Below are 21926 nucleotides of genomic sequence, written 5' to 3' on the forward strand. Positions count from 1 at the left end.
AATTGGACATCAATATTTTGTTAAACCGTCAAAAACCGATTAAATATTTCAAAAATGTTACAAATAGTTATAAATTAGTTGAATTTGTATCAGCAAGCCGCTATACTTGTCATCAGTTACATAAGTTAATGGTTTTTTCTACCGATTAAAGTTGGCGGAAACGAAGCGGTACTGTCCAACGGTACCGCTTTTTTTAAAGTTTAAGCGCACCATGACGCAAAGGGAGGGAAACCGTTTGAAAAAGGCGCTTGCGCGCATCATAGCCTCAATGCTCATTCTCGGCGTCATCGGTTTTCCGGCATCGGCTGCCGCTGTCGGCGTCACGTCCGTCAGCGAGGCGGGGATTTCTTTCATTAAAGAATATGAGGGCTTTTCGAGCAAAGCCTATATCGACGCCGGAAAGTATTTTATCGGGTACGGCACGCAATGCAACCCCGGCGACTACCCGAACGGCATCTCGGAGGCCACGGCAGACAGCCTTTTGCGCAAGGCGCTAGACGTCAAGGAAAATGCTGTTAACAAGGTTTTGACGAAGTATAACATTACGCTCAAACAAAATGAATACGACGCGCTGCTCTCGCTGTCCTACAATATCGGAACGGTTTGGATGAGCTCCTCAAACAGGATTTACAGCTATATGCTCAGCGGGTTTAACAATTATACGGAGCTTGAAATCGTCAATGCCCTCGGCACATGGTGCCACCAGGGAAAGGCGGTGCTCAACAAGCTGGTGGAGCGGCGCATACGAGAAGCGAAGATGCTTTTGTTTAACGATTATACCGGCAGCGACCCGCATCAATACAAATACATTACATATGACGCCGCGGGCGGCAGCGTGCCGTACAGCATTTACTTTTACACGTACAACATGCCCTATGGGGCGCTTCAGTCGGCAACGCTGAGCGGCAAAACGCTCGACGGCTGGTATACGTCGGACGGCACGAAGATTTCACCGACAGACCTTGCCGTGAAAAACCTCAGTGTGACGGCGCGCTGGACAGACGGGCCGGGGCCCGTGACGCCCGGCGGTTTTCCGGATGTCAAGCAGACAGATTGGTTTTATCCGTACGTGAGCGGCCTTGCCGAGCAAAAAGTCGTCAGCGGTTACCCGGACGGTACGTTTCAGCCCAGCAGAACAGTGAGCAGCGGTGAAGCGCTCAAGCTCATCCTGCGCGCTGCCGGATTTGACGAGCAGCCCGGTGACGCTTCAAGCTGGGCCAGCGGTTATTTGCAGTTGGCGCTGACGAGGGGCTTTGTTGACAGCGGCGAGATTACGGATTTAAATGCGCCGATTACCCGTTTGGAGGTCGCCAAAATAACGGCAAAAGCGCTCGGCCTTCCGGCGCTCGACCCTGAACCGATTTTTATGGACACAACAAACGGCCACGTCCTGACGCTTTATTACTGCGGCATTATTACCGGCGTCAATGTATCGGGCGGCCTGAAGTATTATCCAGACAGCAGCATCATGCGCTCGGAGATGAGCGCTGTCATCTGGCGCGTCACCTCGTCGGATTTGTTTGGCCAGTAAGGCTATGAGGCTTATATTTGAGTTTCATAGAAGAACTCAATAAAACAAGCAGCAGCATTCCCGCTAGATCAGATTTTTGCACACCAACATTGAAGAAGCGACAGGATAACCCCTGTCGCTTTTTGCTATATTTTGCGTTGATTGACAATTAGATGCGTGATACAATAATAGGTAATTAAGAGAGTATCCTCACGATATATAAACTAAGCAAGTCTCTTCATATTAATAATCTTGCTTATCTTTTATACTGAATTTAGGATGTTGTTTTATGAAAAGAGTCTCCTTAATATTAACGGTAATAGCAATAATTGTTCTAACCGCAGCCTGCAGTATAATTGCTGACGTAAGCCAAAATGAAAGTCCGAAAGTACCAAATACCCAAGATGGAAATACAGTCCAAAACAGTCTGGCCGGGCAGGAAATGAGTAATTATATTGGCGTGTATAGCATTGATAACCCGGGCGGAGGCGTCTATGACAAAGACCTAATTTTTATTGAAGCATTTGATTGGTCGCATTATTATTGGCAATACCCTGATGCATTCGCGTTATTGGAAAACGGAAAAGTTTCTAGAAATGAAGGAGCTGATCCATTCTACTCGGGAACATGGCGGGTTGAGGATAACATGATAATAATTGAAGAATTAAGTATTAGTAGATACTTAATATCCGGTGATATGCTTTTCAAAATTGTTGAAAAAAGCGACATTAAAGAACTTGTCAGTTCTTATGGATTAAAAACAAATGAACCAGACAAAATTGCATATGAAGGCTTTGGGAAAAGTCCAATAACAAGCTATGATTATCCACCAAAATAAAGCTAGTTAGACAGCAATTTTCTTCTGCTTTTTTATAAAGACAATTTGGTTAATCTATTTCTTTATTGTCTGGCTTTCGCTCAAAAAGTATTCTGAGGATGGAATTTGAATAATGACAAAGAAGAAATTGGTTATTATAACTTTGATTATTACATCGTTGCTTATGATTAGTGGATGTAAAAAACTCGGGACAGTAGCTTCAAGTATTACATCCGATATAGAAACATCTACAACGCCAGCGTTTGCACCAGCATCGGAACAAAACAACACTTTAGATGAACTTTCTATGGAAGCCTATGAGAACTTTATGAGAAATGAAATGAAGGTGTCTTTTGACCGTTATATGCCAAAAGACTATGTAGAGGGGGCTTTTTACAAAAAGGGAAGCGAATATACACTTTCGGAAGTTCTCAAAATAGTAACAGCAAATTATTTTAAATACTCATCAAATAAGAAAATAAAGAACATCGAATATAGCTATATCGATTGTGGTAATGATGGTGTAAAAGAATTGGCTCTTCGATTAAAAGGGATGGACATTTATTGCGAGGGTGATGATAGCACACTTGTTTATGTAATAAAATATATCTCTGGAAAACTATCTCTTTGTTATTATTACGAGACTTGGGCAAGAAGCGATACGACAATGAATGAATATGGATATTATCAATCTGCCGGCAGCGGTGGAGCCAGCCTTCACGATGAAGAATATGGTCTGATTGACAAAGATGGTAACTGGCATTTCATTGTATCTATTGAAAGTGAACTCGATATTAATCAACTCTCCTGGTCAGATGAGCTTAAACAAATTCCTGAACTGGCAAAGATAAAGGGGATAACAGATAGAATTGAGTTTGATACAATACGATTTTATAACAATTTAGAGGCCGATATAGATCAGACTACTAACAACGAGTGTTACTATACATATTATGTTTATGACAACAATATGAACCCAATCAAGGATGCGAGCATTTATACGAAAAGCCTATACAAAGAAATTTTCGATGAGGCTAAGGTACCATTTATTACGCCAGATAAGTTATCGACTTTGATTTCTGAAAAAGAAATAAATTTGGGAGTAACACCAGAAATCAAAGAGGGGACAGAAATTAAATGGAATGTTCTTAGTGGAAATATATTTTCTGATTATGTGGGATGATGTGAGCGGATATCAGACGGAATATGGTAGAAATCATTTTCCCTCGAAGTTCATAAAGAGAGGATTATAATGATAAGAGATAAGCTTAAAACTACCCACAACACAAAGGGTGAACCGGCAGTGCCGGTTCACCCTTTAGTATCCATGATACGATTGTTATAAAATGATGCAGATGAGGCCGCCGCTGCCTTCGTTGACGATGCGCTGGAGGGTTTCCTGCAGCTTGCCTTGCGTTTCGTCGGGCATTTTCTTGATTTTGGCGTTGAGGCCTTCTCCGGCGATATCATAGAGGGATTTGCCGAAAATGTTCGATTCCCAAATCTTGCTGACGTCGCCCTCAAACTCCTGCAGAAGGAAATTGATGATATCCTCCGATGACTTTTCACCGCCGACGGCAGGGGAGACCTCGGTTTCGATATTGGCCATGATCATGTGAATGGACGGGGCCGACGCCTTCAGGCGAACGCCATACCGCCCGCCCTGACGGACGATCTCGGGTTCTTCGAGATGCAATTCTTCGCGTCCCGGCATGACGATGCCGTAGCCGCGCGTGCGGACGTCCTGCAGCGCCGAATCGATGCGGTCGTACTCACGCTTGATGCTCGATAGCTGCGTTAACAGATTGATGAGATCGCCGTCGTCCTGAACGGTCAGACCGGATTGTTCGCTCAGCGTGTTGTAAAACAGCTCATGCGGCAGCTCCAGCGTCGCCGTGACGACGCCGCGGCCAAGGTCCATATCGCGGACGGATGACATATTCACAGGTGATGTCTCGCCAATAGCGGCGACAGCGTTTTCAACATCCTTTATCCGTGCGGCGTTTTCCATATTGCTGCGAATGGATGTCAGCAGCTCGTTTTTAATGGGATGCTCCATCGGCAGCGCGTTGACCCACGCCGGCAAGTAAAACCCGACTTCGGAAAGAGGAAATTCATACAGAACGGCCTTAATGATGCCTGTCACGTCCTCCTTGTCGAGCGTCATGCAGTTTTTAACAAGGCAGGTCACGCCGTGCCGCTCAGACAGCTCCGCGCGGAGCTTTTGTGCGCGCTCCGAGGTCGGATTTGCTGAATTGATGATGATCAGAAACGGCTTGCCGATTTCCTTGAGCTCGCGAATAACGCGGGATTCCGGCTCGACGTAATTCTGGCGTTCAATGTCGGTAATCGTCCCGTCCGTCGTGATGACAAGACCAATCGTCGAGTGCTCGGCGATAACCTTGTGCGTGCCGACCTCGGCCGCTTCCGTCAGTGGAATGTCGTCGTCGAACCAGGGTGTCGTCACCATGCGCTCCGCTTCCCCTTCAAACTGTCCGACCGCCCCCGGCACCATGTAACCAACGCAGTCAATGAGGCGGACGGAAAATGTCGCGCCGCCGTCCATCGTGACGGAAACGGCCTCTTCGGGAACAAATTTCGGTTCAGCCGTCATAATCGTCCGGCCGGAGCCGCTTTGGGGCAATTCGTCGCGGGCGCGCTCACGCATATAGACATTGTCGATGTTCGGAATGACAAGTGTCTCCATGAAGCGTTTGATGAAGGTTGATTTTCCAGTCCGGACGGGCCCAACAACACCTAAATATATATCCCCGTCGGTTCGGAGGGCGATATCCTCATAAATACCGTGCTCGTTCACGCTGACTCCTCCTTATGGATTGTGATCTCCGTAATATGTATGTACCGTGGTGAACAAATATACGGCTTGTTTCGAGACAAAGGTCAAAAAAAATCCCCGGCATCCGGGGATTTTCGCAATAGCTATTAACAACGCCGATATCGTTTAATTTTTTAATGACAAATCGTCAAAGCTCAGCTGCGGGTCATACAGGGCATATCCGCCGCGGCCGTGCGCTTTCGCTTTATAAAGAGCGACATCGGCTTTTTTATAGAGCTCTTCAAAGGTCAGCCCATCATTTGGATATCCGGCAATACCAAAGCTTGCCGAGACGGCAATGCCCCAGACCAGCTCGTCGCAGATGAGGTTGCACAAATCGTTGACGCGTGCCTCCAGCGGCTTGCCGAAATTCATGTTTTTGAGCAGGATAACAAATTCGTCACCGCCGAGGCGGCCGCAGACATCGTCCGACCGGAGGGCAAAACGGAGCTTTTCGGCGATATTCATGAGCAGCGCGTCTCCGGCGCTGTGACCGAGCGTGTCGTTGATTGACTTGAAATTATCAATGTCGAGCATGATCAGGGCGTGCTGTGTGCGTTCGTCGCTTTTAGCGAGGATGGCGTCAATCTGCTCAATGAAAGCGCCCCTGTTCAAAAGGCCTGTCAGCGCGTCGCGGATGGAGCGCTCCTGCAGCGTCAGCTCGGCATTTTTCTTCTCGTCAATGTCCTCCAGGAGAAAATAGCCTTTGACGGCTGTAGAATACGGGTCCGGTATCAGCTGAACACTCAGAGACGTCCATTTCGCGGCGCCGTTCGAGAAGCGCCGGAATTCGGTTTTGTCGGTATTTAGACCGGCGGCATAGCGCTCTAATAGGCGCTCTCTCGACATAAAAGAGAGCCAATGCTCGCGGTCGCATTCAAAAACTTCCCGTTCGGCGACATGCTGTGCAATACCCGAAAGCGTCCGTGAAACAGTTTTCGGGACAGTCGGAAAGAGGCGGCCCTCTTCGTGTTCGATTTTATCGCTCGTCAGGTTGTAATCATAATAGTAGGCGGATGTGTTCAGAATAGCCTCGTAATTTTGCTGCCAGCGCCGGAACGCCAGTTCTTTCTGGTATTGCGGCGTCACATCGTAGAGAGAAATTATTGACCGTGCCGGTTCGTTCATTTCGTCAAAAATAGTTGTAAAGTCAAGATGATACCATTTATAGCGGCTCTCCTCGCGATCCAGAAGGCTGACAACGGCGCTCCCATTGCGCTCGCCGCTGAGGACGGCTTGGATAAACGTTGTAAAGACGATTTTGCTGTCCTTGGCAACGATCGGGGTTGCCGCGATGGTCTTCGACGCGTTTTCGATCACGTCGGGGAAGCCAACGAAATGCGCGGCGTCTGGCTGGCGGCAACAGACATCCGTTGCAAAATCATATCGGAGGATCATCTTGTTGCTCTGCTTTGTGGCGATTCTGTATTCCTCTTCACTGATGCGCAGACGTTCTTCGGCTGTTTTCCTGTCGGTGATGTCGACCATGACAACCGTCATTTCACCGCTTTCGTCAGCGTCAAGCCTAAAACGCGAGAGAATCCATAAAACAGCGCCTTTTTTCGTCACATGGCGCGCCTCAAGCTCAAAGCTTGACAGCTTCGCGGCTCTATATTCTCGAACAGATGCCTTGAGCTTTGGCAAATCTGTTGGCAGGACGGTAAAATCAGCGGACGTAAAGCCGATTTTATTCGCCTCCGACGCGCTGTATCCGAACTGGTCATAGTAATACGGGTTGGCATAGAGAATATGTGCCGTTTCGAGATTTTCAATCCGGCAGATACCGCTGGGAATCGTTCCTGTCAGCTTTTCAAAATTTTTGGTTTTGACAAACGTCGCCATGCCGTCTCGCACGGCGCTGAATCCGATTGCTGCCGATAAAACGACAAGGCCGTACTCAACAAGAACAGAGCTGTCATTTGACGTTGTTACATACCGGAAGATTGAAAAGAGCCCTGCAAAACCTAAAACAGTAATAGCCGCCTGAATCAAAAAACTCTTATTGTGCCGGCGTTTGACGAGCTCTTTTATACCGAGTACGATAAACAATAATGCCGTGATGGACATGAGTATGTGCACCAGAAACAAGGTTTGCATCAGATCGGCAATGGCGAGGATGTGGCATATAATGCGGAAGCAGAAAACGGCAAGATATAACAAAACAAGTAGATTAACAAAGGCCTTGCCTTTAATAAAGAGCTGCCGAAAATACAGCAAAAGAGGTACCGGCATCAGCATAAACGAAAAGCTGTAGAGATAGACGTTTATTTCAGCATGATTCAAAAAGAGATATAGGATCTTTGAATCCGTTAAAATCCATGTTGCTGAAATAAAAATAAAAGCCGTCAGAGAAAGCATGCTCCAAAAATGGCTTCGATTCTTCTGTTTACCCAGCAGGATGAGAAAGAAAATATTAATCCCGGTTAGGATCGACAAAATAAAAAATAAAAACGCGATATCGGCTTTACTTTCTAAGATGTTTATAGCCGTCGTAATACCGTCTCCCAGCGTCAGACGGTAGACCACAACCTCTCTGTCGGGGTGATAGGGCGTCAGCTTAATTTCGATGTTTTGTCCGGCCTCAGACGCCGGGATTTTAATGAGATACGTGGACGTCACAGCTATATGATTAAAAACATCACGGTCGGACAGTGAAAAAAGAACGTGACCGTCAGCTATTACCTCAAGCTGTTGAAAATTCGTTTCGAGATACAGATAAGCGTCGCCGGGCATGTCCGAAGGAAGGGCGTTAAAAATCGTTACGGCGTCATGACCGTTTTGCGGAAGTTGTCCCGGCAAGGTTACAGGCTCCCCGTCGGCTGTCTTCCAACCGCCCGTGTAAGATGTGAGGTAGCTGTCGTTAAGCAGGCCGCTAACATGCGAGCGGACGCTGACATAGATGATGATCGCTAAAGCAACGAGCAGCGTGGCCAGTAATAACACAGGCAGCAGAACCGTTTTGCGGCGTTTCAATGCGATCACCTCCAACTCTCACATACTATACGAGGATGACAATTTTGTCAAATAATATATTATTTTGGTAATTTGTAACGTAATTTATAATTTAGGGTCATCTGGCAGGATGCTTTCTCTTTTGATGATAGAAAGACAGAAAGCGCCCGAGGTCACGCCGCTCAATGCAGCGCGTGAGAAGCAGGAGCAAAACGTAAAGCACGCAGGCTAAGATCATGTGCAGCAGCAAGACGCTCAGCTGTGCACGCAGCGGCAGCCCGACGGCACGCAGCAGAAAAAGTGACAGGACATTGGACCCGGCGGCACAGAAGACAGCTATTAAAGCATTACCAAAAGGCAAGCGTATTTTTGTGACACGAGCGAGACGGCGGATGCTGAGCGTAAAATTAAAGAGATCCGTAAAATAGATGATGAAAACATATCCGTAAACGCCGTATTTCGGCAAAAGGAAATAGACAAGCAGAACGCTGATGAAGGAATCGAGAATGTTATACCGCATGGTGACCATTTGTTGGCCAAGTCCGCGGAGCATGCCGTCTGTCACGCTGTCAAGAAAGATGATCGGCATGAGAAAAGAAAGCAGCCGGATATACGTTCCCACGGTGTCCCGTTGATAGATAGATTGTCCGAGCGCGCCGGAATATGTAAACATAACGGCCGTTACGCCGATTGAAAACAAAAGGCATAAGTAAAGAATCCGGCTGACTTTGTCAGAGATTTCGCGCGTTCTGCCGCGTACCTGTGCATCCGTCAGCTCGGGGACGATGAGTTCTGCCAGCGAGTAAAAGAAAGCGGACGGGAAGGCAATGATCGGGAAAACCATCCCCTGAATCATCCCGTAAGTAGCCAGCGCCTTGTCGCTTGAAGCGCCGGACTTTTGAAAGCCGCGCGGAACAAGCAGGTTTTCAAGCGTCGAAAGCGCCGTCCGCGCATAGGCGGACAAAGCGAGCGGAAAGGCAATGACAATAAGGCGCTTTGTCATGCCAGTCACCTTTTGATCGTCGGCGCGATACCGCCGCCTGTCGACAACATATAAAACAAAAAGCATTAAAAAAGACGCCATCTCACCGACAACGCCGCCAATGACGATAACGGCGCAGGCCGTCTCAACGGTATATCCCTTCGACAGCGTCAGGGCAACAACGACGACGCCGATTCGAATAAACTGCTCCAAGATGTTGACAACGGCCGATTTAATGACACGGGAAACGGCCGTAAAGTAGCCGGACAAAACAGCCGACAGGGAAAACGCCGGCAAACTCAACGCCAGAAGGCGCAGGGATAAAACTGTACGCTCGTCGCCAATCCAGGTGCGGCCAATCGTGTCGGCACCGAAAAAAAGCGCCGCAAAGGCTGCCAGCCCAAAAGTGAGCGCGTAAAGCAGGCTGCGGAAAACAGCTGCTTTGACGCCGCCGTTGCGTGAAAGACCAAGCTCTTCCGCAACGAGGCGCGTGGTGGCAAAACGGACGCCAGAAATGGCAAAGGTTGCGGCCAGCATGCTCACCGACATAATGAGCTGAAACAGCCCAATACCTGTTTCGCCGATCTTTTTGGAAAGGTACACCTGAAACGCCATACCGACTGTTCGCATAAAAAGCGATGTTGCCGTCAGTAAGAGCGTATTCATGAGCATTTTTTTGCCGCGCTGCATTTGAGCCCTCCCAAACTGTCCGAATCATTACAATATATGCGGGCTTAGGTCTCCGTCATGTCCTTGCAAATTATTGAAATGAGCGTATAATAATAATACCCCCATAGCGTATTGGAAGGAGACGGGTTTACGTATGAGCGACACAAAGGATGAGATTATCAATCGGCTGCGGCGGATAGAAGGTCAGGTCAGAGGTATCCAGAGAATGATCGACGATGAAAAAACATGTACCGATATCATCACGCAGGTGGCAGCTGTGCGGGCAGCCATCAACCGCGTCGGCGGCCTTGTTCTGGAGAAGTATTCCATGAATTGCATACGAGACGCGGTAGAGGGGGAGGACCGTGAAAAAGCCCTCACAGAATTGGCCGCGACGATGCGGAGCTTTATGAAATTTTCTGATTAAACACAAAAATCCCCGGGTTTATCACCCGGGGATTTTTGAGTGCCGCCATCAGGCGGGAAGGCGGGCGAGGACAGACTCCAGAGCCGCGCAATCGGTGCAGCCGTCTTTGCTGCCGCCTTCATGGCATGTCGATAGGCAATGCTGGATGGATTTCTTCAGTAGGTCAATTTCTTTTTCCGATAAAGACACTGTGAACATTTGCAAACCTCCTGACCATTTTCAATCTATTATATTACCCCATGTTGGCGCCGGTTAAACGAGATTGTGTTTCGGATAAATAACGCTCGGCCATAATTCCGGCGACGGCGCCATCGGCAGCGGCTGTCACGACCTGTCGGATGAGCTTCGTGCGGATATCACCTGCGGCAAAGACGCCGGGAACAGTCGTTTTCGTATCCTCTCCCGCGATGATATAACCGGCGTCGTCCGTCGCCAGCTGCCCGCGGTACAGCTGCGTTGCGGGCTCAGACCCGATGTAGACAAAAGCGCCCTCCGTCGGCAGCTCCGTGACGGCACCGGTTTTAACGTTTTCAAGTACGACGTGCGTTAAAGCATAGTCTTTGCCGACGACCTTGCGAATCTTTGTATCAAGAATCACATCGATCTTGTCGTGACTGGTGAGCTTATCAAGCAGTGATTTTGCCGCCCGGAATTGGCTTCTGTGAATGAGTGTGACATGTGAGGCAAATTTCGTCAGATAAAGCGCTTCCTCAACAGCCGAGTCGCCGCCGCCGACAACGATGATTTTTCTGTCCTGATACATCGACCCGTCACACGTTGCACAATAATGAACGCCCTTACCGACAAATGACTCGGCGTTCTCGGCAGGCAGAGCGCGCGGTGCGGCCCCTGAGGCGATGATGACGGCACCGGCAAAATACTCGGTGTCCTCCGTGCGGACAACCTTGATTTTTTCTGTCAAACGGACTTCAAAAATCTCCTTGAGGTCATCGACGACCGCACCGAACTGCTCCGCCTGGCGGCGCATATTTTCCGTCAGCGCCTTGCCGCCAACGGCACCCGCCGTCCCGGGGTAATTTTCAATATGATACGTCGAAGCGGCCTGCCCGCCCGGTACGCTGACGTCCAGTACAACGGTCTGTACCTTTGCCCGGGCAGCATAGATGGCGGCGGATAAACCGGCGGGGCCCGCGCCTAAAATGAGCAGCTGACAGTCAACGCGGCGCATCGCCGTTTTGGGCAGGACATCCCCCAAAACGTTTTCAATCGCCAAACGCACTTGCGCCTTGCTCAAATATCCGCTCAGGCGCGTGCCGACCTCGACACCGTCCTTGAAGAAGAGAACCGTCGGGCTGCCGGTTACATGAAGGCTTGCGGCCAGCTCCCGATTTTCCTGCCGAAAGATTTTTACAAACTTGATATGTCCGTCATACTTCTCGGCAAGCTTTTCATAAATAGGCGCGAGAACGTCGCAGGGTGGGCATTCGTCTGAAAAAAAATCGACGATAAAGGGTTTATCGCTTTTCAGCACCGCCTCGTCAAACAAGGCGCTGTTCAGATATGAGATATTGGTGCTCATCCGTTTTTCCTTTCACCGTGAATTTGACGCCGGGTAGTAGGGGCATTTGGTCCTGATACAGTCAACGTTTTTCTTAAATTGACCGCAGACATATTTTGTGTCGGGCAAGCCGGTAAAATAACCGGAATGATGGATAAAGCTTTGAATGGACGCGATCGCGTCACGTTTGCAGCAGCGCGGACCGCCATGCGCCGACAGCGCCAGAAGCGCCTGACCGGAAGCAGCCAGCGCCCGGCCGCGTTCGTCACCGGACATTGGTGTGGATTTGCCGATGATGGAAGCGGCTATGCCGGTTCCGAGTGCCGCGCCGCAGCCCCCGAGATAGCCGCAGCTGCCACCTTTGACATCTTTCCCGCGGCGGATTGCTTCGGCGATATCGCTCCTCTCCCGGACGCCCGACGCGTTCTGATACGCCGCGACGAGGATAGCCGGGACGATGCTGTGATACTCCGGCCCGTGCATATTCAGGCCGGGCAGCGCAAAAACCAGTTGAGCCAGCTTGATGGGATCGCTTTCCACGCTGGCGGATAAAAAGCGCTCAGCGCGCTCGAGAATATCGCCGCTGTGGCAGCCGTCACAAATATAGTGCCCGTTTTCGCAGACAACGGCCGTTTCAAAGTCACGGTGGCAGATTTGACACGATTTATTCTCGGCAGTAGCCGAATAGACAAGTGGTTTGCCGCAGACGAGGCAGCCGGTCTTTCCTTCTTTACCACAGCAGCAGGATTCCTCGTGGCTTTGCGGCGCAGCTTCCGCCGCTGCATCGGTTGACTCTGTCATGGCCCGGAGCGCATCGGCATAATGGTTGATCCCTGTTTCAAGGATTTCCTGTATCGGTCTGCAATCGGGTGTGAGTGGGTCGGTGGCATTTTTATTCGCCGCAACAACACCGCAGCCGCCGCCGCAGATGACATCGTATTTGCACGTGCGGCACTTCTCAATTGAACGCACATCGCGTTTTCTCCAGGGCAGAACGATGTTGTCGTTCAAAGCGACGGTCGGATAAAAAGTACCGAGGCGGTATTCTACACGGCCACAGCTGGCTGTGCAGCCGTATATCTCACCGTTTAAATCGAAGACCCATTCCGTTTTGCAGGCGGGGCAGGTGTCAAAGCTCGCCATATACGCCTCGCCGGTGTCGACAATGTGGCGCACGCCGTAGAAATCAGGGCGGTGAAATTTCTCAAGAATCGGGTGGCGCTTACTCATTTGCGAATACGCTGCCCACAGCGCCGTTTGTGTCAGCAAATGCTCCGGCTTGGCATAACAGCTGAAAAGCTCGTAGTTTCGACCGATTTGCGTTTTAAACAGCGTTGGCGGCAGGTCGAGCCAGCCTTTTTTATCTAAAAACGCAGCAAGGCGGACAAGGTCTTCAAGGTTTTCGAGATCGACAACCGTCCGGAGATTGACGGGGAACCCGGCACGGACGGCGGCGTCCATCCCTTCGATAACGCGGTCAAACGTCCCCTTATGGTTAGCTGTGGCGCGCCGCCGGTCGTGCACGTCGCGGCTGCCGTCCAGCGTGAACTGAATTTCCTTGACGCGCGCTTTTTTCAGAATATCGACGAACTCGACGAAATCATAACCGTTCGTCACAGCGGCGACCTCATAACCTTCATCGGCACATTTGTCAACGATATACGCAATGGCTGCGCGTTGGGCCGGGCTGTTGATCAGCGGCTCACCGCCGAAAAGCGTGATAAACGGTTTTTTTGGATGGCTTGCAAAATTTGTCCGCGCGTAGTCAAAAAAAGCGTCAACTGTCTCGTTTGTGATGACCTGATGGTCGGCGGAAACGCCGTTTTGATAGCAGTAAACGCAGGCTAGGTTGCAGCCGTAAGTCGGAATCAGCATCAGCTGAATTTGTGTATCGTCTATCTCGGCACGAAAATCGGCATATGCTTTTTCACCCACCGCCTTTTCGTCTGCCGCCTGCTCATAAGCATACCCGCGTTCAAGCAGATACGCTTTGAATGGCGCATCGGCAGTTTCAAGGTTGTCAAGCATGCTGTGTTCGCGGGCGTCCATTAAATCGAAGCTGCCGGACAGCGGATTGAAAATCGCGTACTCGCCGCCGTCCTGAAGTTTAATAACAATATTATTTTTTGCCGGTATCATCAGTTTCCCTCTATTCAAGAGTATTATATTGCAATCTGATAACGAGCAGTCTCACCGTCAGATCAAAGCCGGAAAAGCTGGGCGGCCTTTAAGCCGCCCTGTTTTCATTCAGTTATGGCAGCCGGCCACAACCTTCGATGATTTGGAGCAGCACTGCGCTGTCACAAAATTTGTGCAGCAGGTGGCGGCGGTCTCCTTTTTCGTAACCTTTTTCATGTTGGTTACCTCCTTTCGCTAAGCGTCATATTTTACGGCCATCATGGTCAGGCTGATAAAATCATAATTGTTTTTTACGTATTCTCGTCGCTTCAAAATAATAATTTCCTCAAAACCGGCCTTATGAACGCTTTCGAGATATTCCTGCTCGGTAACGGCACCGCCGAAGCACTGTGCCCACGCCTCCGGGTCGTTTTTCACGCTGTCCGGCAGCGGGCTTTTCGTTACGGCGTCCGAAACAACAAATCGACCGCCGTTTTTTAAAACGCGGTAGATTTCCCGATAGGCCGCCACTTTGTCTCTGGTGTGATTAATAACACAATTACTCATAACGGCGTCGAAAAAATTGCTGTCAAACGGCAGCGCCTCAATATCCCCAACAACGAACCGTGTGTTTGCCGCCCCGGCCTCTTTTGAGGCACGGGTTGCCTCCCGAAGCATCGCATCGGTGATGTCGAGCCCGACAGCCAGACCATCCCGACCGGTCAGCTGCGCTGCTTCAATCGTCTCACGCCCACGGCCGCAGCCGAGGTCAAGAATCTTTTCACCGGCTGTAATATTCAAAAAGTCAAGATTGCTGCCGCAGCTCAAGTTATCGCAGCAGGCACTTTCGGTTGTATATCTTTTGATAATTTCTTGCCGCAAATGTGTACACCCCTCTTGCAATATACCCCTAGTGGGTATATAATAGCATCATCGGAAAGCAAATGCAAGAGTCAAATTGATTTCATCCAACGCGACGCATAATCATGACATTAAATATGCGCCTGAAACAGCGATGATGCGCGATGAACTTGCCAAACGCAAGCAGAAGGGAACGATCAAAATGGTAGACAAAGCAAAATGGGAAAAAGCCGTCGCTTTTCACGGTCACGCCTGCCCGGGGCTCGCCATCGGCGTCCGCGCCGCCGTTGAAGCAATGGCGCGGCTCAAAACAGGCGCGTCCGAAGATGAAGAGCTCGTCTGCGTGACGGAAAACGACGCCTGTGGCGTTGACGGCGTTCAGGTGCTGACGGGCTGCACCTTTGGGAAAGGGAATCTCCTGTACCGGGATACCGGTAAACAGGCCTTCAGCTTTTTCGACCGGCGGAGCGGCAGTAAAGTGAGGTTCATGCTCAAACGGCTTGAAAAAGAGATGAGCCGGGACGAGCGCATGGACTATATTTTGTCAGCACCGCTGAGCGAGGTGTTTGCCATCACCGAGCCGGCATATGACCTGCCAGAAAAAGCGCGGCGGTTTCAAACTGTTTCCTGCCAGATTTGCGGTGAGGGCGCACCGGAGCATAAAATGCGCCTGCAAGAGGGGAAAACAGTCTGCCTCGATTGCTTCAAAGCGTACGACCGTGGTTTTTAAGTGCCGCTTGACGGCTGATCGATTATAAAAAATAAAAAGGGGATTTGAAAAATGAGTGCATACGATCAAATGAGCGCCAGCGAGCTGCGCGAAAAGCTCAAGGAACAGCAGGAGCTGTATGATGAGGTGGCGGAAGAGCGGCAGCTCATATTAGGCCAGCAGAATGTTCACTTGTCCGCCAAGCTTGTTGAGAAATACAAAAACGAGCTTGACGAAATTAAAAAGGGCGTTGAGACGCTTGAAAAGCTGCTTCGGGAAAAAGAATAAAAAAAGAAGGGGGCATGCCCCCTTCTTTTTGTCAATCACCAGAACAGATGTTCAGTTGCCGCCGCTTTTAGGCAGATAGGGATAAATCAAATTGGCGATATGGTGGACGCTCATGGACTGGAGATACACTTTACCGGGTCCTGTTACGATGGTGTCGAACAGGCCTTCACCGCCAAAGAAAACATTTTTTAGGCCCTTGACCATTTGGATATCGAGACCGCACGTGGCGTCCATCGCGGCAAGAACGCCGGTGTCGCAAACGAGCGGCTCGCCCGGCGCGAGCGTGTATTCAACACAATGCCCGTCAATTTCAAGGAAAACAAGCCCGGGGCCTGTCATGCGCTGCATAATAAAGCCCTCGCCGCCGAAAATTCCGGCGCCGATTTTTTTCTGGAAGTGAACGGCCAGGTCAACGCCCGCCGTCGCCGCGAGAAAAGAGCGCTTCTGGCAGACGATCATTTCGCCAGGTGCCAGCTGGCGCGCGATGATGCGGCCGGGGAACGAGGAGGCAAAAGCGATTTCACAAGGCCCGTTTGCCGTGTACTGACTTAAAAACAGACTCTCACCGGTCAGCATTCTGCCAAGGATTTTACGCGCGCCGCCGCCGGATGTGGTGTCCGTCATGACGTTACCGCGGCACCAGGTGCGCCCGCCTGCCTGACTGATCATGGTCTCACCCGGGTCGAGAGTGCAAATGACGACAGGGAGACTGTCGCCGACGATGTTATACCTCATATTTTTCGCCCTTTCATCGTTATACGCTTATTAAGCCGTCTTAAATAAACGGCTGATTTATTCAACGGTGACGGATTTGGCGAGATTACGCGGCTTGTCGATGCTGCACCCGCGCAGCAGGGAGACGTAATAGGCGAAAAGCTGCATCGGGACGACGGCCAGTGACGGCAGAAGCACGTCGTGACAGTCAGGAATCGTTATGCTGTTGTCGGACGCGTGCGTGACGAGCGGCGTGCCGCTCTGCGTCGTCAGTGTCAAAATTTCTGCCCCGCGAGACTTCACTTCAACAATGTTGCTGACGGTTTTTTCGATGAGCTTTTTGTAAGACGCCACGGCGATGACAAGCGTGCCGTCCTCAATCAGCGAAATGGTGCCGTGCTTGAGTTCACCGGCGGCGTACGCGTCCGAGTGGATATAGGAAATTTCCTTGAGCTTTAAGGATGCCTCAAGCGACAGCGCGTAGTCGACGTTGCGACCGATAAAGAAGATATTTTCCTTGTTGAAATAGAGGGAGGCGAGGTATTGGATGTGCTCTTTAGCCTTCAAAATATCATCAATTTTAGCTGGCAGTTCAAGGAGGCCGTCAACAATTTCGGCGTACGCCTCTGGGGAGACGGTGCCGCGGATATCGGCAAAATAGAGCGCAACGAGGTCTGCCACGGCGAGCTGCGTCGAGTAGGCCTTCGTTGTGGCGACAGCGATCTCTGGGCCGGCCCAGGTGTATAGGCACCAGTCAGACTCGGTGGCGATGACACTGCCGACGACGTTGACAATGGAGAGGACGCGCGCGCCGAGCTTCTTGGCCTCGCGCATGGCGGCGATCGTGTCCGCCGTCGTGCCGGACTGGCTGATGCAAATGACGAGCGTTGTCTCATCAACAAGCGGGGAAGAATAACGGAACTCGGAGGCCAGAACAGCTTCAACAGGGATGCGGGCAAGTTTTTCGATATTATATTTCGCCACAACGCCGACGTGGTAGGCCGAGCCGCAGCCGACTATATAAATGCGTGTGATGCTTTTGATGTAGTCCGGCTCGATATCAATGCCGTCGAGGACGACGCGGCCGTTTTGCAGACGCGGCGAAATGGTTTTACGGATAGCCTCCGGCTGCTCCATAATCTCCTTGATCATGAAATGCTCCCAGCCGCCTTTCTCGGCAGCTGAAATATCCCAGTCAACGCGGCGCGGCTCTTTCTTGATTTCCTCAAGCTCGCTCGTGTAGATTTTAATTCCGCCAGGGGAGAGAAGCGCAATCTCGCCGTCGCACAGGTCGTAAACATCGCGCGTTTCAGAAAGAATGGCGGCCACGTCCGAGGCAAGGAAATTTTCACCGTCGCCGATGCCCAGCACAAGGGGGCTTTCTTTACGCGTCGCCAAGAGCTGGTCGGGATAATCCTCACAGACGATGCCAAGCGCGTAAGAGCCTTCCATCCGTAAAACGGCTTCGGAAACGGCTTTTAAGATGTCACCCTTGTAAAAATACTGAATGAGATTGACGGCGACCTCCGTATCAGTCTCTGATTTAAACGCAAAGCCCTTGGCAGTCAGCATGTCACGAAGGCGGGCGTAATTTTCGATAATGCCGTTGTGGACGACGGCAATTTTTCCGCCGTCGCTGAGATGCGGGTGCGCGTTTTCGTCTGTTGGCTGGCCGTGTGTGGCCCAGCGGGTGTGGCCGATGCCGGTGTTGCCCTTTAAAAGACGGCCGCCGTCGAGCTTGTCACTCAAATGGCCGACGTAGCCCTTGGCCTTGCATAACGTGAGCTCCCCATCGGCGCAAACAACGACGCCGGCAGAATCATAACCTCTGTATTCAAGCCGTTTGAGGCCGTCGAGCATAATGGGCGTGGCTTCGCGCTTGCCGGTGTATCCAACTATTCCGCACATATCAAATACTCCTTAAAGCGAGATTACAGAACGCCGACGACGCGCGAAACAGCCTCGACTGTCGCGTCGGCGTCGCCGAAGGCCGTCAGGCGGATATAGCCCTCGCCGGAAGGGCCGAAGCCCGCGCCCGGCGTTGTGACGACACAGGCTTTTTTTAATAGAAGATCGAAAAAGTCCCAAGAGCCGATACCGTTTGGCGTTTTGGCCCAGATGTACGGCGCGTTAACGCCGCCGTAAACCGTCATTCCGGCTTTGGAAAGTCCATCCCGGATGACCCGGGCATTGCTCAGATAATAGGCAATCGTCTCTTTTGTCTGCTTTTGACCGTCGGTGGTGTAAACGGCCTCAGCCGCCCGCTGGACGACGTATGGCACGCCGTTAAATTTCGTGTTCTGCCGCCGCATCCAGAGGTCTCGCAGGGAGACGCCGCCGCGCACAAGTGTTTTCGGCACAACTGTGTACGCGCAGCGCGTGCCGGTAAACCCGGCCGTTTTGGAAAAGCTGCGGAACTCGATGGCGCACGTTTCGGCGCCAGGAATCTCATAAATGCTGTGCGGGATCGTCTCGTCCGTTATGTAGGCTTCATACGCCGAGTCAAAAAGAATGACGGAGCCGTTTTTGTTGGCGTAGTCAACCCAGACCTTCAGCTGCTGCGCCGTTGCCGCGGCACCCGTCGGGTTATTTGGGGAGCAGATGTAGATGATATCGGGCGTTTTATCCGGCAGGGCCGGGAAAAAGCCGTTCGCCTCGGTGCATGGGAGATAGACGAGATTAGACCAGCGCCCGTCAGGCCCGAGCGCTCCGGCGCGGCCTGCCATCGCATTTGTGTCAATATAAACAGGGTAGACGGGATCGCAGACGGCGACGATGTTGTCAACGGCAAAAATATCCCCGATATTGCCGCAGTCGCTCTTCGCACCGTCGGATACGCAGATGTCGTTCACATCAAACGTGACGCCGCGTGCGGCGTAATCGTTATGATAAATGGCGTTTTTCAAAAAATCATAGCCGCACGAGTCGTCGCTGTACCCTCTGAAGGTTTCTTTTTTTCCCATTTCGTCAGTTGCCTGACGCATCGCACTGACGACAGCGGGCGCAAGCGGCTGCGTTACGTCGCCGATGCCGAGGCGGATCAGGGGCATTGGCGGGTTTTCAGCCAAAAAGGCTTTGACGCGGCGGCTGATTTCCGGAAAAAGATAACCGCCGGGTAGTTTTGTAAAGTTATCGTTGATTTTTAGCATATGCCGTGTGACCTCCAGGTATGAAAATGAACTTTGGTGTTTATCGTAGGGGCAGACCTTGTGTCTGCCCATTTTCATCTATATTTCACCGTCGAAAACGAATTCGGCCGGGCCCGTCATGAAAACATGGTTTGTGCTCTCGTCCCAGTTAATATCGAGCGCCCCGCCGCGCAGCAGAAGCGTCGTGTGCCGTCGCGCTTTGCCGTTTAAAACGGCGGCGACGAGCGCCGCGCAAGCGCCGGTGCCGCAGGCAAGCGTCTCACCGCTGCCGCGCTCCCAAACGCGCATTTTCAGCGTCTCGTCGTTAAGACATTCAACAAATTCGATGTTGGCGCGTTCAGGAAAAATCGTGTGGTTTTCAAGCGGCGGCCCGATATGCGCAAGGTCGAGTGCGTCCACGCTATCAACAAAAATAACGCCGTGCGGATTGCCCATCGAGACGCACGTCATCGTGTATGTCTCGCCGCCCGATGTGACAGGCTTATTGATAAAGTCCTCCGTGTTTGACAAAACGGGGATGTCGGCGGCCTTTAGAATCGGCTCACCCATATCGACACGCACAGTGGCGACAGTGCCGTTTTCAACGTTCAGCGTCAGGGATTTGAGACCGGCGAGCGTCTCAACCGATAACGTAGTTTTTTCGGTCAGACTTCTGTCGAAAACGTATTTCCCAAAGCTGCGGATGCCGTTGCCGCACATTTGTGCTTCCGAACCGTCGGCATTGAAAATGCGCATCTTAAAATCAGCCGTTTCAGACGGGCAGATCAGTATGATCCCGTCACCGCCGATCCCGAAATGGCGGTCGGAGAGACGGCGCGAAAGGGCGGCCGGATCGTCAACTGTTTCGGTCAGGCAATTGATGTGGACATAGTCGTTGCCGATGCCGTGCATCTTAGTGAATTTCAACCGCAGCACTTCCCATCATGAATTCCTGAAATCGGATAATTTTCCGTAAAGCAGGCGTCGCAAAAAGTACATTTGGCGTTGGGGGCGATTTTTTGTAAATTATCAAGGCTTAAAAAGCCGAGACTGTCGGCCCCGATGATCCGGCACATCTCTTCGGTTGTATATTGGCAGGCAAAAAGCTCGTTTTTAGAGGGAATATCCGTTCCGAAATAGCAGGGGCCGACAAATTTTGGCGCGGAAGAGAGCATGTGAACTTCTTTTGCGCCCGCATCGCGCAAGAGCCTTATAATCTGGCCGGACGTCGTCCCGCGCACGACGGAATCGTCAATCATCACAACGCGCTTTCCGGAAACCGTTGCCCGAAGGGGGTTGAGCTTGAGCTTGACGGCCAGCGCGCGGCTTTGCTGCGTGGGCTTAATAAACGTTCTGCCGACGTAACGGTTTTTGACAAAGCCGTCGTTATAGGGGATGCCGGAGGCAAGGGCATAACCCTTGGCGGCGATGAGGCCGGAGTCCGGCACACCGATGACGACGTCGGCGTCGATTGGGTACTGCTCGGCAAGGTAAGCCCCCGCCAGCATCCGCGAGTCATGCACGCTCTGCCCGTCAATCACGCTGTCCGGGCGGGCAAAATAAATGTATTCAAAAATGCAGAGGTTCGATTTTTTGCCGCAGCCATATTTGAGACTGCTGACAACGCCGTCCTCAACGTAGACAACTTCGCCAGGCTCAATATCACGCTCGAAAACAGCGCCGACGCTGTCGAGCGCGCAGCTCTCGGAAGCAAACACAATGGCATTGCCGCGACGGCCCATACAAAGAGGGCGGAAGCCCCATGGGTCGCGGGCGGCAATCAGCTTGCGGGACGACATGACGACGAGGGAGTACGCGCCGTCCAGATGATCCATTGCCTGTCGCACGGCCTGCTCAATGCTGGGGGAGTGTAGCCGCTCCTGAGCGATGATATAGGCGATGACCTCCGAGTCCGTCGTCGTATGAAAAATCGCGCCCTTATATTCATATTCCCGCTTGAGCTCTTCCGTGTTGACGAGATTGCCGTTGTGCGCCACGGCGAGGGAACCTTTGACGTATTTGAGTGTCAACGGCTGCGCGTTTTCGCGGCGGGAGCCGCCTGTCGTCGAATAGCGGACGTGACCGATGGCCATCGTGCCGTTTAAATCGTCAAGAATCGATTCCGAAAAAACATCGCCGACGAGGCCGGCGTCTTTGTAGCACGTCAGCTCCAGGTCGTTGACGGCGGCGATGCCGCATTGCTCCTGACCGCGGTGCTGCAGGGCATATAGGCCGTAATACGTACTTTGCGCGCAGCGTCCGGCCTCGTCATAAATGCCGAAAACGCCGCATTCTTCGTGTATGGACATGCTTTCTCCTTCTTGGGCGGGCGAGCCCCCGCGCGATGGCGTTAGAACTTTCCAGTCGGGCGGTAAATATCCGGCCGGAGGGAGGAA

At 51.4% G+C, this 21926-nt stretch carries 18 protein-coding genes; 6 read left to right on the top strand and 12 right to left on the bottom strand.

What is annotated here, in order from left to right:
- Nucleotides 1-235 precede the first annotated feature (235 nt).
- The 3 genes from IZU99_05180 (at nt 236) to IZU99_05190 (ending at nt 3510) form a co-directional block, all read left to right on the top strand.
- Nucleotides 236-1531 carry an S-layer homology domain-containing protein gene (locus IZU99_05180; GenBank protein UOO38640.1) on the top strand — a complete coding sequence of 432 codons (1296 nt, stop codon included), beginning with the start codon at nt 236-238 and terminating at the stop codon, nt 1529-1531.
- Nucleotides 1532-1799: 268 nt separating this feature from the next.
- The gene (locus tag IZU99_05185) at nt 1800-2348 is read left to right on the top strand and encodes a hypothetical protein (GenBank protein UOO38641.1); all 549 of its coding nucleotides are present in this window, start codon (nt 1800-1802) and stop codon (nt 2346-2348) included.
- Nucleotides 2349-2460: 112 nt separating this feature from the next.
- Nucleotides 2461-3510, top strand: a complete 1050-nt coding sequence (locus IZU99_05190) for a hypothetical protein (protein UOO38642.1) — start codon at nt 2461-2463, stop codon at nt 3508-3510.
- A gap of 156 nt (nt 3511-3666) precedes the next feature.
- On the opposite strand, the gene spoIVA is transcribed toward IZU99_05190, so the two are convergent.
- From spoIVA to IZU99_05205, 3 genes are all read right to left on the bottom strand, one after another.
- Entirely contained in the window at nt 3667-5145 is a 1479-nt protein-coding gene (gene spoIVA / locus IZU99_05195) for a stage IV sporulation protein A (GenBank protein ID UOO38643.1), read from the bottom strand.
- 144 nt (nt 5146-5289) lie between these two features.
- Entirely contained in the window at nt 5290-8136 is a 2847-nt protein-coding gene (locus IZU99_05200) for a diguanylate cyclase (GenBank protein ID UOO38644.1), read from the bottom strand.
- Between the two features lie 97 nt (nt 8137-8233).
- Nucleotides 8234-9787, bottom strand: a complete 1554-nt coding sequence (locus IZU99_05205) for a polysaccharide biosynthesis C-terminal domain-containing protein (protein ID UOO38645.1) — start codon at nt 9785-9787, stop codon at nt 8234-8236.
- A gap of 133 nt (nt 9788-9920) precedes the next feature.
- Between IZU99_05205 and IZU99_05210 the strand changes: the two genes are divergently transcribed.
- Nucleotides 9921-10193 (top strand): metal-sensitive transcriptional regulator, encoded by a 273-nt coding sequence (locus tag IZU99_05210; GenBank protein UOO38646.1) that lies wholly within the window; start codon nt 9921-9923, stop codon nt 10191-10193.
- Nucleotides 10194-10241: 48 nt separating this feature from the next.
- On the opposite strand, the gene IZU99_05215 is transcribed toward IZU99_05210, so the two are convergent.
- The 4 genes from IZU99_05215 to IZU99_05230 all read right to left on the bottom strand — a co-directional run bounded on the left by IZU99_05215 (nt 10242) and on the right by IZU99_05230 (nt 14712).
- Complete coding sequence (locus IZU99_05215) at nt 10242-10391, bottom strand: hypothetical protein (protein UOO38647.1); 150 nt, start codon at nt 10389-10391, stop codon at nt 10242-10244.
- Nucleotides 10392-10425: 34 nt separating this feature from the next.
- Nucleotides 10426-11733: an FAD-dependent oxidoreductase gene (locus IZU99_05220; protein UOO38648.1), complete on the bottom strand. Its 1308-nt coding sequence runs from the start codon at nt 11731-11733 to the stop codon at nt 10426-10428.
- 12 nt (nt 11734-11745) lie between these two features.
- Nucleotides 11746-13851, bottom strand: a complete 2106-nt coding sequence (locus IZU99_05225; protein ID UOO38649.1) for a radical SAM protein — start codon at nt 13849-13851, stop codon at nt 11746-11748.
- Between the two features lie 234 nt (nt 13852-14085).
- Complete coding sequence (locus tag IZU99_05230) at nt 14086-14712, bottom strand: methyltransferase domain-containing protein (GenBank protein ID UOO38650.1); 627 nt, start codon at nt 14710-14712, stop codon at nt 14086-14088.
- Between the two features lie 181 nt (nt 14713-14893).
- Here IZU99_05230 and IZU99_05235 point away from each other — a divergent pair, with 181 nt between their 5' ends.
- Both IZU99_05235 and IZU99_05240 read left to right on the top strand, forming a co-directional pair.
- A complete protein-coding gene (locus tag IZU99_05235) occupies nt 14894-15421 on the top strand; it encodes a TraR/DksA C4-type zinc finger protein (protein UOO38754.1) in 528 nt (175 codons plus the stop codon).
- 51 nt (nt 15422-15472) lie between these two features.
- Nucleotides 15473-15688 carry a hypothetical protein gene (locus IZU99_05240; protein ID UOO38651.1) on the top strand — a complete coding sequence of 72 codons (216 nt, stop codon included), beginning with the start codon at nt 15473-15475 and terminating at the stop codon, nt 15686-15688.
- Nucleotides 15689-15739: 51 nt separating this feature from the next.
- On the opposite strand, the gene IZU99_05245 is transcribed toward IZU99_05240, so the two are convergent.
- The 5 genes from IZU99_05245 to purF all read right to left on the bottom strand — a co-directional run bounded on the left by IZU99_05245 (nt 15740) and on the right by purF (nt 21839).
- Entirely contained in the window at nt 15740-16423 is a 684-nt protein-coding gene (locus tag IZU99_05245) for a TIGR00266 family protein (protein UOO38652.1), read from the bottom strand.
- Nucleotides 16424-16480: 57 nt separating this feature from the next.
- Nucleotides 16481-18310 carry a glutamine--fructose-6-phosphate transaminase (isomerizing) gene (gene glmS / locus IZU99_05250; GenBank protein UOO38653.1) on the bottom strand — a complete coding sequence of 610 codons (1830 nt, stop codon included), beginning with the start codon at nt 18308-18310 and terminating at the stop codon, nt 16481-16483.
- A gap of 23 nt (nt 18311-18333) precedes the next feature.
- Nucleotides 18334-19551 carry an LL-diaminopimelate aminotransferase gene (locus tag IZU99_05255; GenBank protein ID UOO38654.1) on the bottom strand — a complete coding sequence of 406 codons (1218 nt, stop codon included), beginning with the start codon at nt 19549-19551 and terminating at the stop codon, nt 18334-18336.
- Nucleotides 19552-19629: 78 nt separating this feature from the next.
- Nucleotides 19630-20457, bottom strand: coding sequence for a diaminopimelate epimerase (locus IZU99_05260; GenBank protein UOO38655.1), 828 nt, complete (start codon nt 20455-20457; stop codon nt 19630-19632).
- Complete coding sequence (gene purF / locus IZU99_05265; protein UOO38656.1) at nt 20454-21839, bottom strand: amidophosphoribosyltransferase; 1386 nt, start codon at nt 21837-21839, stop codon at nt 20454-20456. Before purF ends, IZU99_05260 begins: the two co-directional genes overlap by 4 nt.
- Nucleotides 21840-21926 lie beyond the last annotated feature (87 nt).

The sequence above is a fragment of the Oscillospiraceae bacterium CM genome, from assembly GCA_022870705.1.
GTDB lineage: Bacteria > Bacillota > Clostridia > Oscillospirales > Oscillospiraceae > Sporobacter.